Raw genomic sequence first — 15,842 nt, 5'->3', positions numbered from 1 at the left:
GAAAAAAGAGCTGGGATGAAAAAAGAGCTGGGATGAAAAAAGGGTCGATCGCGCGATCGACCCTTTTATTTGGAGGTATAGATCTGAGACTTACAGAATCTGAGAATTACACATCCCCACGAATTTCTTCCACAATGCCGTCGCGCAGCACAATTTCCACATTCATCTTGCCGATCAGGTTATCGCCTTTTTCAATCTTGAAAACACTGACCACTTGGCCTTGATTTACTTCTTGGTTCAATTCCAAGGTTTGGACTTGCTGAAGCTGTTGCAGAACTTGGTTTTTTTGTTCTAGCAACTCACTTTTGCCTTGGTTGAACTGGATTTTGATATTTTCGATCTGCTGAACCGTTTCTGGCCCCGGTGGTTGTAGGCTTTGCTTTTGAACTTCGGTCAGCACTTGTTGCAATTGCAGATCTAACTGTTGAAGCTGACTGTCCACTTGGTTCAGTTGCTGTTGCAGTTGTTGTTGAGCTTCGTCTTTCCAGCGAGGGGTGACGATCGCAGTGACAGCAACGTTGCGCTGAATTAACAGATGAGAATTAGAAACTTCCATAGAAACCTGTGGGGGAGACTAATTTTAAATGTGATGTTGGGGGGACATTGGTTCATTCACGATCGAACCGGACGATCCGGCGGAATCTGTTTAGCAATTGAGTGCAATCACATCAACAGAACTTGACCCCAGTTAGCTAAACATCTCGTCAATGATACCCGCATAGCGATCGGATACAACATTGCGGCGAATTTTCAAAGTCTGGGTTAACAAACCGTTGTCGATTGTAAAGGGTTCTTCTAGGAGCCGAAACACCCGAATTTGGTCATCCGGTCGGTATCCAGGACGATCCTTGACCCGCTGGGTTAACTCGGCTTTGAACAGATCTTGAATGGGTTTACTCTTGAGATCAACATCCGCGTAACCTTGTTCCGCTGACCAAATTGCTAAGGCATCTGTATTGGGAACGATCAATGCTCCTAGCACTTTTTGATCCTGACCCACCAGCATAATTTGGTCGATGTAAGGACTACAGAGACAGACATCTTCGATCGGTTGGGGTTCAATGTTTTCGCCATTGGTCAGGACGATCGTATCCTTGGCGCGTCCGGTAATGACTAGATCTCCCGTCGCAGTCAGGTATCCCAAATCCCCGGAATCAAACCACCCTTCAGGATCGATCGCCTTGCGGGTTGCTTCCGGATTGTTGAAATAGCCCTGCATAATCTGTGGCCCTCGCAACAGGACGATCCCCTGTTTCCCGGCGGGCAAAGGTTGGCGGCTTTCCAGATCGACAATTTTGGTTTCCGTATCGACGAGTGCTTCACCATCGGATCCGCGAATATTGCGCCAGGGGCGTCGCACATGGGTAATCGGGGCCGTTTCCGTCAAGCCATAGCCACCCAGAATATCAATGCCGACAATTTCAAAAAAGTCTTCTAGGTGATCGGCGATCGAACCGCCCCCACTGACCACAAATTTCAAATTCCCGCCCGTACCCGCTCGAACCTTGGCATACACCAAGCGATCGCCAATTTTGTGCAGGATCCATAAAACGGGGATTTGTAGGGCTGCGGCGAATTTTTGGCCCACCGATGGGGTGAGATTCTCCAAGCTCAGGTTTTGCAGAATCCGTTTGGCTTTGATGTAGCGATCGCTCTGGGTCAGGAAGAAATTAACCAGCTTTTGTTTATCCGCAGGTTGGGACCGGAACTGCTTTTGGATCCCTTCGTAGATCGATTCCCACAGTCGGGGCACACCGACCATATAGTGGGGGCGATGGTCCTTCAGATCCTGTTTGACATAGCGGATGTTGGTGTAAATCTGCGTGCAGCCCCGCGAAAAGATGAAGTACTCAAACGTGCGTTCGTAGCAATGCCAAATCGGCAGAATGCTCATCACCCGTTCCCCCGGCATGGGTTGGGCCACCCCAGAAGCCGCCACAACCTGATGCAACAGATTACCATGGGTCAGCATGACGCCCTTTGGCATGCCCGAAGTCCCCGAGGTATACATCAGCGTTGCCAAGGTGTTGCGGGTGAACTGGGCGGGCTTCAGGGCAGCGATCGACCCTTGGCTGAGAACTTGGCTAAAGGACAGCACTTTGTAGGTGGACTCTTCGGGCAGCGTTTCATCCGACAGCAAAATAATGAACCCGAGGGCAATCTCTTCCAATCCCGGACGCAGTTTTTGATAAGTCGCTAAATCTTCCACAATTAGCCCGATCGCGCCGCTGTGCCGCAGGATGTAGAGTAATTCCTCGGTATCCGCTTGGGAACTGCGTACCACATCCACTGCGCCCGCTTGCATAATGCCCTGGTCGGCGATGGGCCAGCGGGGACAGTTATCAGAAAAGAGTGCCACACGGGCTGGAATGGGATCCTGGGTGGGTTGAATGCCCAGCGCTTGCAATCCGGCTCCAAACTGCTGCATTTGCTGGTACAGCGTTTGGTAAGTGATCTGTACCGCTGGCTTGGCATGGGGATCGATAAGTGCGGTAATATTGGCAAACTTTTGGCTAGCGATCGCCCACATTGCGGGAATCGACTGTGCTTGCATGTAATCCTGCGATCGCGCTAAGTTTTGACGTTCCTGCGCTGCCAATCCTCCAGCCATAGGTGCTCTCCTAATCTCAACACTACACTCAACACTCTAAACCACTCTAAGTGAGAACCATTATTCCTAAAAAACCTCGACGTGGACGACAGAATTCACACCTGGAAGGTTGCTGGGTCTAGTCGTGCACATGGTTATTTGGGAGGGGCTATTTGAGAGGGTCTGGGTGTTAGCTAATCCTGGCTCTAGCCTATCGTTGGTCATCTCAGGGCAGGAGATCCCGCAGGACAGTCCCGCAAGTGGGCGAGGGGTTTCAAGCGTTCTGGATAGGTGTTTCTGGATGGGCGATGACTGAATAGATGGGATATAGATAGGAGTTGATGGATGTCATTTAATCGGCAAAAGGGGGAGTACCGTTTTGAGAAATTTACGCAGCTTGAGGAGTCCCACCGTTTGACGCACTTTGGGTGAAACTTGGGGTTCCACCTGATTGGCTTGGTTGATTTCCACCAACAGTTCAGCATATTCCTGGGCGGTCATGGGTTTGCCATCAATGGGCGATCGGGCTTCGGTGATAATTTCCGTCCGGAGAACTTCTTCGGGGAGATCGGCTGGAGCGGGATTGCTGGGTTCTGAGGGTTGAGGCAGCGGGGAGGCGACAGGAGCCGCGATCGCACGGGAAGGCGTCAGCCCAGCAGCCAAGGTTGACAAAATAGTGGTTAACACAGCCGTTAACATAGCGGTTAACACGGTCGATAACACGATCGCGGAGAGACTGACCCGGGCAAGGGAAGGGCTAGGGGGCTGGGCGATCGGGTACAAGGGGGGATGTTTAGCCAGTCGCAATTGCGTGAAAATATGCATTCCCATCTGTCCTCGTTAGAAGTAGACTGCTCTGCGGTGTTCTCAGTTCCTATCCTACTGATTATTTGCCGTTTATTTGCAGCCTGAGGTGGGGCATACTGGAAACAGTGTGCGGTATCACGGTGCCGTAGAAGTCAATGATGACGCAACTCAATGATGATGCAACTCAATGATGACGTAACGACAGCTAGCTTGCTAAAAAGCATAGGTTACTAAAAACAGAGGTCACTATAGGTGAGGTTGCTATAGGTGAGGTTACTATAGGTCACTAAAAGAACATAGGTTACTAAAAAACAGCCTGTGATTTAGATCGGTTAGTCCTGTCATTTAGATCACAATTCTATTTGCGATCGGGATGCCGATTGAAAACAGAAAATTATGCTATTGCCTGTCAAGAAAACAAGGAATAGCAATGAATATCAATCTCAAAAATGAACTAAATTTGCGATTGATTTACAGAAATAAAAAACAAAAGATTTCTTTCTTCTAGAAGTCGTGATTGATTTCAGTTTTAGACGTGATAGAGATCACTTCAATCCATGAATCACGATCATCAAAAATATAAAGCTAAAGCATCTTGAGGAGTATGCCTTAGGGAATATTTCTCGTCAGACAAATCAACAACAATGCAAGTCTTAGACCTCAAGTAAAAAGAAGTCAGACTCTATGTATGCAAGGCTGTCAGACCATTGATCGGGCTGTTCTTAACATACCCAGATTTGGGCGATCGTCTATCATTCATCTCTAATTTCTTTGAGTGCATTCGAATCAGATCAGAAAATCAAAAAAAATCGATATCTTCCACTTCATTTCACAACTTTTTCACCTTTGAAGTTTTAACTGAATTTAGAGCAGAGAAATGCAATCGAAATCACGAATGAGTTGAACCTTGTTTCTACTGAAATTACTGATTCGATGTAATCCTGAAACTGCTTCAAGATGACTAAATTTTCAGTACAGGTCATCACAACTGCGAAATAGAGCACTCTCAATGAAGTAGAGCACTCTCAATGAAGTAGAGCACTCTCAATTTTTAGCAGTCTGACACGTATCGAGCATTTTTGAAGTCACACATCTCAGCCTTAATACACAGGAGTCTACCACCATGTCTAAGTCTTTCATTCGCTCTATTGCTATCGCTTCTGGTTTGGTTTTAGGCGTGATTACAGGGGCTTCCGCTGCTTCCGCTGGGACTGCAACCGCCAACTTGGGAACCTCCGCTTCGGTCACTGCAAACTGCACCATCAGCACCGCTCCCATTGGTTTCGGTGCTTACGATCCCATCGTTGCCAACGCATCAATCCCGCTTGACGCAACAGGAACAGTAACCGTCACCTGTACCAATGGTGCTCCTACCGTAGTGACCTTGGGCCAAGGGTCAAATGCAGATACGGGTTCTACCGATGCTGCTCCACTACGTCGTATGGCTAACGGGGCAGCCATGATGAGCTATAGCCTGTATTCGGATGCTGGCCGCACTACCGTATGGGGCAATACAGCGGGTACTGGTACCAGCCAAAATGGAACAGGGTCTGCACAGAACTTGACCGTTTACGGTCAAGTTGCAGCGGGTCAAAATCTCGTAACGACTGGTAGCTATGCTGACACGGTTGTTGCTACTGTCTCCTTCTAGTGCTGTCTACTAGAAATCACTGATAGATAGTGAAGTGATAAAGCATGAGTTGCATAACCAATCATTTTAGGATTAATCAGCCTGGTGTTGGTTATGTAACTCTAATCAAATCTCCCGTGAAATCTATATAAGCAGGAAAGAGATTTCCTGCTTATCTCATGCATAGCTGCTTATGTTTCGTCTACCTGTTTCCTGGACATCTTCAACAGTTTTGGCTTCATTGCTGGGATTAGGGCTTTTAGGGCCAATCAGCTCCGCAGTTGCTAGTAACTTTAGTGTGAGCCCGATCCAAATTTATCTGTCTCCAAAAGCCGATCGATCTGCATCTAGTAAAATACTTTCGATTCGGAACGATAGTCCTAAGCCGTTACGGTTCCAAGTCAGTGCCTTTACTTGGTCACAAACCGCAACCAGTCCTGTCCAACTGGAGTCAACGGAAGATGTTATCTTCTTCCCGAATATGCTGAGTTTGGCTCCGGGAGAAAGTCGTAATGTTCGTATTGGAATTACGGCTGATCCTAGCGAACAAGAAAAAACCTATCGTATTGTGGTGGAAGAGTTGCCACCGCTGAAAACCCCGCAAGCTACTAACTCAGCGCTGCAAGTTCAAGTGCTCACTAAAATGAGCATCCCAATTTTTATCCAGCCAACCCAACCTAAAATTAGTGGTGAAATTCAGGCAATTCAAGCACAGAATGGGAAGATTGCTTTTCAGGTGAAAAATACGGGAAATACCCATTTCACGGCTCAACAAGTTCGGGTGAAAGGCTATGGTTCAACACTAGAGAAACCCATTTTCGATCGCTCCACAGCAGGCTGGTACATCTTATCCAACAGTACCCGCAACTTCGATTTAGAGGTTCCTAAAACGGATTGTGCCAAGGTTAAAGCCATTACGATCGAAGTGGAATACGGTACCAAGCAACGCTTGACGCAAAATGCTCAAACACCCAATGGTCTTTGTTCTGCGACTTCCCGTTAATTAAATCTACTAGTTAAATTGACTAGTTAAATCTATTAATTAACTCTGCTAACTACCAGTGTGTGCCTCTACAAGCTGATTCGTCAGAATTCATTTCTCAATTTATTCCTTATTCTCTAACTCCTAGGAATTACTTATGGAGTGGCCCCTTCGTTGCAGCCCCCTGCTTGCCTCCATTGCACTACCTACAGCCATTACAGTCTTCATTGCGGCTTCTCCCACGATCGTCCGCGCGGCAGATCAACGCGCAATTTTTGATTTAGTCGTTAACCTAGTCAAAAAACAGGAAATTCCCATTCGTCTGCGATCGGGGGATGCACTGGTGCGGCTGAAAGATCTGCAACAAGCGGGAATCAGCAATTTGCCCAAGTCCCAGGAAACGCTGAATGGGGAAGACTATGTGCGGTTGAGTGCCCTAGCCCCCACCATTCGCTATGAACTAGATGAAACTGCCACAACCCTCAAACTCACCGTTCCGCCTGAACAATTAGCAACGACGGTGGTCAGTGTCGCGAACCGCGATCGGCCTGCTAATCTGGTTTACAGCAAAAACACCAGTTTGTTTCTCAACTACGCAGTCAATGCCCAAGACTTTCAGCGCTTCAGCTTCTTTGGCGAAATGGGTCTGAGCTTTGGTAATCAACTGCTCTACAGTAGCCTCAATCGTGGGCAGAATGGCAAGCTGGTGCGCGGGCAGACGAATTTAACGATCGACAATCCTGGCAACATGACCCGTTGGGTTTTGGGTGATCACTTTGCCAATACGGACGAGTTAGGCGGATCGGCATTTTTTGCGGGGATTAGCTACGGGCGGGAATTTAGCCTAGATCCCTACTTTTTACGATCGCCCACCTTGGGATTGTCGGGGGCGGCACTGACGCCTTCCACAGTGGATGTCTATGTTAACGATGCTTTGGTGAAGCGGGAAGAACTGCCACCGGGCCCATTTCGGATTAAGGACTTGCCAGTGGTGTCCGGTAGCGGTGCGGCGCGGTTAGTGCTGCGGGATGCCTTTGGCCGAGAACAACAAATTAGCTATCCCTATTACTATTCCGCAGGGTTGCTGGCTCCAGGGCTGTCGGAATTTAGCTACAACCTAGGGTTCCGCAGAAATAACCTGAATACGGAAAGTTTCGACTACGGTGCTCCCGTTTTTCTCGCGCGTCACCGCTTTGGGATTACGAATTCCCTGACAGCGGGATTGCGGTTGGAAGCGTCTACGGGCTTGCTGAGCGGCGGGGCGAATCTGGCGGCTCGCTTGCCCTTTGGGGAGATGGGTTTGGCGATCGCGGCGAGCCAAGCCGATGGCCGATCGGGCAGTGCAGCGGCGTTGTCCTATGCCTACTCGGGTAAAAAATTTAGCTTGGGGTTTTCTGCCCGGGCCATGAGTCCGTACTATGCCACCATGAGTTTGAATCCGACGGACGATCGGGCCACCTTCGACTTCAATGCCTTTACCAGTGTTTCGGTGAGTCGCAATGTCAGTCTGTTTGGGCGCTATGCCTATGCCCATTGGCGGGATCAAGGCCCAACAACCACGATTGCCCTAGGCAGTACGGTGCGGTTGAATTCCCAGATAAATCTGTCGATTTCAGTGAATCGTAACCAGCGGCAAGACCAGGATTCCAGTACGGATCTGTATATCGGTCTGAACTACAGCCTTGGGAATGGCAGCACTGCTAACCTCTCCCACCAACGCAATGGCGAAACCCAGTCCACCATTGCCCAAATCCAAAAACCGATTGCGACCTACACCGGATTGGGCTATCGCTTCCAAGGCCAAACGGGGAGTCAAAGTACCACTTCCAATGCGATGTTCCAATATCAAGCGCCCTTTGGTCGGTATGAACTGACCCACGATCGCTTTAATGATCAACGCTCTACTAACTTAAGGGCTTCCGGTAGCATTGTTGCGATCGGTGGGAAGGTGATGCTTTCCCAGCCGCTGACGGGGAGTTTTGCCTTGATTGACGTGCCTGGACTGCAAGGGGTGCAGGGGTTGTTAAATAATCAGACTGTGGGGACAACGAATCGGAATGGCAGTTTGTTGGTTCCGAATCTGTTGCCCTACTACGGCAATCGCTTGGGCATTACCACCGAGGATATCCCGAATAACTATGATGTGGGAGGGACGGAGCAGGTGATTGCGCCCCCCTATCGGGGCGGGGCGGTCGTGCGGTTTGCGGTGGAGAAGGCGCAGGCGATTATGGGGACTCTGGTGATTGACAAGGGTGGGCAGTCGGAGATTCCCAGTTATGGCCAAGTGACGGTGGGGGGACAGGCGCGATCGGTGGTGTCGCCGCTGGGGAAACAGGGGGAATTTTATTTAGAGAATCTTGCCGCTGGCACCTATGGGGCGGAGGTGGAATATGAGGGGGGTGTTTGTCGGTTTTCGATTACGGTGCCCCAGTCCAAGGAGTCGTTTATTAAGTTGGGGCAGTTGCGTTGTGTGATGGCAACCCAGGAGGCAAAACGTCCATGAAGTTGCAATGGCTGAACGGAAGTACGCTGCGTTGGCTGTCCTATGGGCTGATCTTCAGCACAGTGGGGATGGCAAGGCCGAGTTTTGCGCTGCCCAGTTGCTCGATCGAGTCGGTAGTGGGAGTGAATTTTGGGGCCTATGATGTATTTAACAGTGCGCACAATGACTCTACGGGGAGTATTACCTATCGCTGTACGGAGGTGGCTCCGGGAACGATTACGATCGATCTCAGTCAGGGGAACAGTGGGAGTTTTGCAACGCGCCAAATGCGTCAAGGGTCGGATTCGTTGAACTACAATTTCTATCTTGATCCGACGCGATCGACGGTATGGGGGGATGGTTCTGGGGGAACGTCTCAGTATGGCCCGGTGGCTCCGGGGGAGAATGTGAGCACGTCGATTCCGGTCTATGGCAGAATTCCCGCGCAGCAAACTTCGGTGAAGGTGGGCAATTACAGCGATACAGTGACGATTACGATTAATTTTTAAGAGATATTGGTTTGGAATCGAGTCACTCTTGATTTGTGATGTCAAACGGGGTGGCTCTAGTTTTTGGGCTTCTTTCCACCCGCATTCCCAATTTAGAACCAGGAAATGCGGGTAGAAACCATACTCTCTACAAGGAGAAGCTCAATTATGTTTACAGGTTCTGGTAGCGATCGGGATTGTTCGATCGAACGGTTTCGGCCATACTTCCGGCTACAGCTTTTTGGTACGAAGGAAACGGTGCAGTCCATCATTAACCAACTCCATTCCCTTGGGTTTTTGGATAGGGTGTATTGGGGGAAACCGATGCCTGTGCCTGGTGTAGACGGGGCATGGGTGAGATGCTCAATCCATACCTGAATTCGCTTCGCCCACCAGCGTAAATGCTGCCCAATCCCGCGGATCGGGGAATTGCTCCTTCGTTTGTAGCATCGCTTGGCGGAGGGCTTGGGCCTTGTCAGGCGTGTGGGCTAGATTGCGATAAAACGCCGTCATCAGATAGGCCGTCGCCGTATCTGGCACCTGCCACAAAGACACAATCACACTCGGCACACCCGCAGCAAACAGCGATCGCGACAACCCAATCACCCCATCCCCCGTAATCTGTCCCCGCCCCGTATCGCACGCACTTAAAACCACCAACTCCGCCGACAATTGCAAATCCATCAACTCCCGCGCCGTCAGAAATCCATCATCCTGTCCTGACGGAGCTAGCGCGATCGCCCCCGGCATTCCCGTCCCATGCACATCATCCAGCAATCCATGGGTCGCCAAATGCACAATGCGCGCCTGCCCAATGCGTTGTAACACCGCCGCCTTGGTCGCAGATGAACCTAGTAACGGTTGCGTATTAAAAAGCGCCGCAATTTCCTTCGCTTCCTGCTCCGTTCCCGGTAGACTTTCCAACGTTTCTGGCTCTGCACCCTCCATTGCCGGAAGCTTCGGCATCGTGGGATTTCCTACAATCAAGACAGAGGTATTCTGGTGAAGTGATTTTGAATGTTTTGATGATGTATTTAGTAACGTATTAGTTAATGAAGTCGATATTGTAATGTTGGTAGATTTTCTAAAGTTTTGATCACTATGCTGAGACCTGCTAATCAAATCTAAAACTTGAATAGAAGGTGCTGTGACTAACGTATACTTTTCAATTAAATATCGGCCCTGTTCATCCTGAAACACTGCAAAAGGTACGAGAAAAAGAGACCCCTGCGGTACGAAAATGACACGATCGCTCGATTGTTTAGGTAATAAATCTGCAATTGGTTCAATCAACAATTTATGCAACGTTGTTAAAGGCGGTGGTGCATCGGCCTCGATCGTGCGAGTATCCGCCACCCGCACCACACTCACTTTTGCCCGTACCCCCACTTGCTCCCGACTCAGACTGACCAATTGTGGCAGAGATTTTTCCAATGCTTCCCCGATCGCCACTCGCCGCAGGGTAATCTTGCCTGTCGGCTGAATCACCCAAATCAACAACGTTGCATCCGCTCCCTGCCCCTGGGTCGTGATATCGTATCCACCATCCAGAATGGAATACTCCACGATCGTGGCCTTTTGCTGATGGGCGATCTGCCGAATCGTCTTCAGGTTAATTGGCGGTTCCCGCAAGGCCGAATGCGCTCTGCCAGGGGATATAGACTGGGGTTCTGACTGGGCTGTCGAATGGGATGTGGCGAAGCGCTGCGTCACCAAATCTGCAAAGGCACGGGCACGGCTCCACTCTGCCACTTCCAATGCGGCCTCCGGTTGATTCCGCGCCACCAATACCCGTTGTAAATAGCGATAGCTATCGGCAGTAATTTCCATGTCTCCGATCGCCACCTTGAGGCTATCCCGCTGCCCCAACAGTTGTCGCTGGCTTTCGCGCACCGTAATGGCTGACCGTAAAAATTGTTCTGCCTCCGCTAATTGACCCCGCTCAAAATTGACAAAGCCTAAGTTAAATAAAACATACCCCTCCACCTCCCGATCGCGAGTTTGCTGGGCCAGGGTCAGGCTTTGCTGATAGTATGCGATCGCTTGTTGGTACTGCCGTTGGTTGCGGTACACACTGCCTAAGTTAGCCAGCAGCCGTCCCAGCCGAGGCCGATCACCCAAATCCTGAAGAAGGGCCACACTTTGTTCAAGGGTAGCGATCGCCGCTTGAAATTTGCCTGCATTGCGATAGGCCCCCCCCAAGTTGGCTAATAGGCTAGCCTCTCCGGCTCGATCGCCCAACTTGCGAACCAAAACGAGACTCCGCTGTTGATAATCAATGCCCCGTTGCCATTCCTTGCGGGCGGAATAGACCAGTCCCAATCCGCTCAAAATGGCAGCTTCGCCCCGTGCATCTTTCAACTGTTGGGCCAGGGGCAGCGCCCTGTGATAGGTCTGACTCGCCCGATCGTAATCCCCAAGCGTGTAATAAACGAGGCCCAAGCTACTGAGCGCCTGTACTCTCTGGGCTTCGGCTTTCCGTGCTGCGGCCTGCTGCAAGCTCCGTTGATGGTATTCGATCGCCTTGGCGTAATTCCCCTGCGTGGTATACAAGCTCCCTAAACCATTCAGCGCACTAAATTCACTGTCGCGATCGCCCCATTGTTTCGCCTGGGTCAAGATATCTTGATAGGTCGCGATCGCTGCATCCAAATTTCCTTGGAGAGAATACGTTCCACTGAGATGAAAGAGAAAATGCACCTTCCTGCTCCAATCCTGCGGGGGCTGAACTAGGCGAAGTCCTTCCTGATATGCCGCGATCGCCTGATCCAAATTGCCCTGGAGGGTTTGCGCTTGGCCCCAATAGAACAACGCCATGGATAACCCCGACGCATGGTGCATCTGGCGATAGACTGCCACACTCTGGGTCAACGCTTGTAGCGACTCTGACGGCTGACCCAACGATCGATACAAAATGCCAAGGCTCGTCAGAATGCGGCCTTCCATCTCGCGATCGCGTCGGTTACGAGCCTGCTCCAAGGCTGCTTGGCACGATCGCAATGCCCCTTCTAGTTGGTGGGCTTGCCACTGGTGCTGACAGCGTTCCCAATCGGAAAGTTTGGCTGATTGCGGCTGTGGGGACGATTGTGGCTGTGGGGACGATTGCGGCTGGGGCGAAGAGGGAGGGCGTTCTGATCGTTGGGTTGCCATGGGTGCACTGCCCGGAGCCTGGGTGCCTGGAGATTGGGGCTCTGAAGATGGGAATGCGTGAGTTACAGAGAGGGTGGATGGCGCGATCGTAGCTTGTCCTAATAATGCAACCAAAGGAAGAACCATAGGGTTTGTCTGACGCTGGGGTGGAAGTTCGGTGGAAGTTCGGTGGAAATGGGCTGGAAGTAGGGTGGAAGGATTGGAGATAGATTCAGCGTTCCCCAAAATGGAAAAATCCGTAATCCTTCTTCGCGTGTCCCTATGTCGGCCTCGTACCATCCCCAGACCGCTCTATGCGTCGGTCAGCTTGTTATCTATTGCGACGGTTTTTGATTTTCGTCCTCCACCATTGCACAAATCTCCTGTTTTATGTAGATAAGGTAAAGCAATGATGATTCATTCAGTAGTTCTATCTACTGGAACTGACTCATTAGCCATCAGAGTCCGTAGAACTTTCCTCAGTAATTTTTCAGATACCCTCGCGGCTATCAGCATCCTGTAACCCAAGATGCTGACCCTTTGGTTTCAGTGAATAGTGTAATCACAGGAAATGGAGCCTTGGATGAATGTCATTCAATCTGCGTAAATGTTGGAATCGGAAAGTCATCCTACGGATTCAGTCTATGGGACACCACGTAGGAGAGTCTTCTCGTAGAAGCCTGCTTGCATAGAAGTCTGCTGACATCTGCTTACAAATGTGCAAAGGCTACCTCAAATGGGTAATCTGGATGCAAGTTGGCCCATACCCTGGGTCAGTCCTTTGTCGTTTGATTTGTACTCGATTTGTACTCTATGTAGCCCAAAAATTGGTTGACGTTGCGCAATCGATGAGGAAGATCTCCCTCCCCCCTTGGGGCGATGGTCAGATGGGGGTGATGGTCAGATGGGGGTGATGGTCAGACGATCGCCCTTCACCTATGCAATGTCTACTGAGTGAGTGTTCCTATTGTTGGTCAGGCCAAAGATTTGTGAGAGCCACGTCATGTTAAGTCATACATTGAGTCAAAGAAGAATGGACGCGACAATCGATGTTTTAGAAAATCAAATTTGCCACCTCCAGCATCAGCTCCAAATCAAGGATGCGCTGCTTAATCTTTGCCTAGATAGTCTGCCTCAAGCTGTGAAATTGGTCTCTCTCAAAGACGGTCGGATTCTCCATGTCAATCGGGCTTGGCAGGAACAATTCGGTTATAGCCTGCTCGAAGCACAGCAACTGTTTCTGGTTGATCTCATTGCGCCTAATCGGGAATCAGATCAGGCCGATCGCACGCTAGAAGGATTCTATCCAAAGTTTGAACATCAGGAAGAGTCCATCGAAATGTGGCTCCAAACGAAGCATCAAGTTCCCGTCAAAATGCTGGCAGAAATACAGCTCCAAACATTGAGCCATAGCACGGAGGCAATGCCCATTCTTTTCTTAAGTCTGAGTCCGGTTGACTTAGTCAATGCAAAATCTGAGCAACAAGCTAATCCACTGGGTTTAGATCCCTTGGGTTTAGATCCCTTGGGCTTAGATCCATTGGGTTCCACCCCCCGGCAAGAGACCCCTGGCGATCGCCAGAAAACCTTGGAGGTCTGTGTTCCCAATCCAGACTTTCGTGAACTCTGTACCCACTTCGTCACCCGTGCTTCCCACGAACTTCGTACCCCCCTCGCAGTGATTGCTTCTTCCGCCAGCATTCTTACCCATTTTGGGGATCAAATTGATGTCAGCAAGAAAAATCATCACTTGCAATGCATTCAAACCTATGTGCAGCATACAACCCAGATCTTAGATGAAATCCTATTGCTGTACAAAGCGGATACGGGATATCTGGAGTGCCGACCCACTGCCTGTGATTGCCTGGAATTAATTGAAGAACTGGTAAAAGACCTCAATATTCAATCGCCCGATCGCTTAATTGCCATTTCAACAGCGGTTCAGCCCACCCGCAGCGCCCAATCTGAGGATCTGAACTCGTCCCTGCAATGGCATAAGGTTTTGATCGATCGGGGGCTTTTCCGGCAAATTTTCACCCATCTTCTGTCCAATGCTAACAAGTATTCCCGTCCAGAAAGTTTAATCAAAATTGCAGTGACCCTCCAGGAAGATACGATTCGCATTGCCATTGAAGATCAAGGCATTGGGATTGCCCCAGAAGATCTCTCTCAGATCTGTCAGTTGTTTCATCGTGGGCAAAATGTGGGTACTATTCCAGGAACAGGGCTTGGTCTATGCATCGTTGAAAAGTGTCTGGCATTGCATGGTGGTCAGTTAGAAGTTTGCAGTCAGCTTAATCAAGGCAGCATTTTTACGGTAACCATTCCCCGTTTAACTCAGGCCTAAGTCCAGCATCCTGCATGATGGTTTCCTTTTGATTCACGCATATTGACTAACGCATATTGATTAATGCACAGCGCCTAGGGCGATCGCCTAACGCATGCGTTGTAAATGCACGTAGTTTTACCGATTCATTCGCTTAAAAAAATAACTCGTAAAGAATGGCTAGATAGTTTTGGCGATGCTCTTAGGAACTACTGCTAGCCATCATGAAATGGGAGGTTAACCATGGTGGGAAAAATTCTAGTCATTGAAGATGAAGGGGCCATTCGGGCCAATATTGAAGAAATTTTGATGCTGTCTAACTATGATCCGATCGTAGCGCCCGATGGGCTACAGGGACTTCAGTTAGCCGAGCAAACGCAACCGGACTTAATTTTGTGCGATGTCATGATGCCCGAACTCGATGGGCATGGCGTGCTGCACTCCCTGCGGCAGAAGGAAACCACGGCGGGTATTCCCTTTATTTTTCTCACGGCTAAGGCCGATCGTCGGGATCTCCGGCAAGGGATGGAAGCGGGGGCAGATGATTACCTGACTAAACCGTTTACAGCGGATGAACTGCTGCGAGCGGTTTCCACCCAACTGACCAAACAAGCGATTTCCGAAGACCAAACCCAATCTCGGATTAGCCACTTTCGGGACGCGATCAAACATGCCCTGCCCCACGAACTCAATACGCCCCTCAATGGCATCCTCTGTTCCACCGACCTGCTTCTCAACGATCGGGATGCGCTAGAAGAATCTGAAATTGTTGAATTGCTGGAGTTTATTCGGACATCCGCAAAACGGCTCCATCACCTGACCCAAAATGCGCTGCTCTACCTGGATCTTGAAATGCAGAGCCGCCTTGGGGCACCTCCGATCCGATCGGCATCCGACGCCTACGAAATCAATGACATTGTTCAACATACGGCTAGAGAAGTTGCCCATCGGTGGAATCGTTCCCCAGATCTTCACATTGATCTGCAACGATCGACGGCTGGAATTTCTGCCGAATACATGGAAAAAATCGCGATTGAATTGATCGATAACGCATTTAAGTTCTCTGAGCAGGGCACCCCCGTCAAGGTGATTGGTCGGGTCGCTCAAAATTCCTATTGCCTTGACGTGATTGATCAAGGTAGAGGGATGAATGCCCAGCAGATCAAAGCCCTAGGAGCCTATGTGCAATTCGAGCGTTCAACCTATGAACAGCAGGGGATTGGGTTAGGGTTGATTATTGCGAAGCGTTTAATTGAATGGTTTGGTGGCAAGCTCACCCTCACCAGCCAGTTGGATCTCGGAACCCATATCACGGTGCATTTACCGGCGGCGGTGCCTGCATCCACAATTTAATTGCGATACGATCGAATCTTCCCCATCATTCTAGAGAGGTGTACCCAACGGAATT

The 15,842-nt window shown here is 49.9% G+C and carries 11 protein-coding genes; 7 read left to right on the top strand and 4 right to left on the bottom strand.

What is annotated here, in order from left to right; translation table 11 throughout:
- Positions 1-106: 106 nt before the first annotated feature.
- From H6G21_RS05905 to H6G21_RS25615, 3 genes are all read right to left on the bottom strand, one after another.
- Positions 107-556, bottom strand: coding sequence for a YlqD family protein (locus H6G21_RS05905; RefSeq protein ID WP_190571524.1), 450 nt, complete (start codon positions 554-556; stop codon positions 107-109).
- Positions 557-688: 132 nt separating this feature from the next.
- A complete protein-coding gene (locus H6G21_RS05900; RefSeq protein ID WP_190571522.1) occupies positions 689-2,611 on the bottom strand; it encodes an AMP-binding protein in 1,923 nt (640 codons plus the stop codon).
- A gap of 327 nt (positions 2,612-2,938) precedes the next feature.
- Entirely contained in the window at positions 2,939-3,415 is a 477-nt protein-coding gene (locus tag H6G21_RS25615) for a hypothetical protein (protein ID WP_242041675.1), read from the bottom strand.
- A gap of 1,105 nt (positions 3,416-4,520) precedes the next feature.
- On the opposite strand from H6G21_RS25615, the gene H6G21_RS05890 reads away from it, so the two are divergent.
- The 5 genes from H6G21_RS05890 (at position 4,521) to H6G21_RS05870 (ending at position 9,357) form a co-directional block, all read left to right on the top strand.
- Positions 4,521-5,048, top strand: coding sequence for a spore coat U domain-containing protein (locus H6G21_RS05890; protein WP_190571520.1), 528 nt, complete (start codon positions 4,521-4,523; stop codon positions 5,046-5,048).
- Between the two features lie 172 nt (positions 5,049-5,220).
- Positions 5,221-6,030: a fimbria/pilus periplasmic chaperone gene (locus tag H6G21_RS05885; RefSeq protein ID WP_190571518.1), complete on the top strand. Its 810-nt coding sequence runs from the start codon at positions 5,221-5,223 to the stop codon at positions 6,028-6,030.
- Between the two features lie 136 nt (positions 6,031-6,166).
- Entirely contained in the window at positions 6,167-8,512 is a 2,346-nt protein-coding gene (locus H6G21_RS05880) for a fimbria/pilus outer membrane usher protein (protein ID WP_190571516.1), read from the top strand.
- Entirely contained in the window at positions 8,509-9,000 is a 492-nt protein-coding gene (locus H6G21_RS05875; protein ID WP_190571513.1) for a spore coat U domain-containing protein, read from the top strand. Before H6G21_RS05880 ends, H6G21_RS05875 begins: the two co-directional genes overlap by 4 nt.
- A 147-nt stretch (positions 9,001-9,147) precedes the next feature.
- The gene (locus tag H6G21_RS05870; RefSeq protein ID WP_190571511.1) at positions 9,148-9,357 is read left to right on the top strand and encodes a hypothetical protein; all 210 of its coding nucleotides are present in this window, start codon (positions 9,148-9,150) and stop codon (positions 9,355-9,357) included.
- On the opposite strand, the gene H6G21_RS05865 is transcribed toward H6G21_RS05870, so the two are convergent.
- On the bottom strand, positions 9,343-12,255 hold the full coding sequence (locus tag H6G21_RS05865) for a CHAT domain-containing tetratricopeptide repeat protein (RefSeq protein WP_190571509.1): 2,913 nt from the start codon (positions 12,253-12,255) through the stop codon (positions 9,343-9,345). The two genes, H6G21_RS05870 and H6G21_RS05865, sit on opposite strands and share 15 nt — an antisense overlap.
- A gap of 886 nt (positions 12,256-13,141) precedes the next feature.
- Here H6G21_RS05865 and H6G21_RS05860 point away from each other — a divergent pair.
- Together H6G21_RS05860 and H6G21_RS05855 are read left to right on the top strand one after the other, a co-directional pair.
- Positions 13,142-14,455 (top strand): PAS domain-containing sensor histidine kinase, encoded by a 1,314-nt coding sequence (locus H6G21_RS05860; RefSeq protein WP_190571507.1) that lies wholly within the window; start codon positions 13,142-13,144, stop codon positions 14,453-14,455.
- Between the two features lie 222 nt (positions 14,456-14,677).
- Positions 14,678-15,787, top strand: coding sequence for a response regulator (locus H6G21_RS05855; RefSeq protein WP_199307049.1), 1,110 nt, complete (start codon positions 14,678-14,680; stop codon positions 15,785-15,787).
- Positions 15,788-15,842: the final 55 nt, after the last annotated feature.

Source organism: Alkalinema sp. FACHB-956 (genome assembly GCF_014697025.1).
Lineage (GTDB): Bacteria > Cyanobacteriota > Cyanobacteriia > Leptolyngbyales > Leptolyngbyaceae > Alkalinema.
This window is presented reverse-complemented; position numbering and strand designations above follow the sequence as displayed.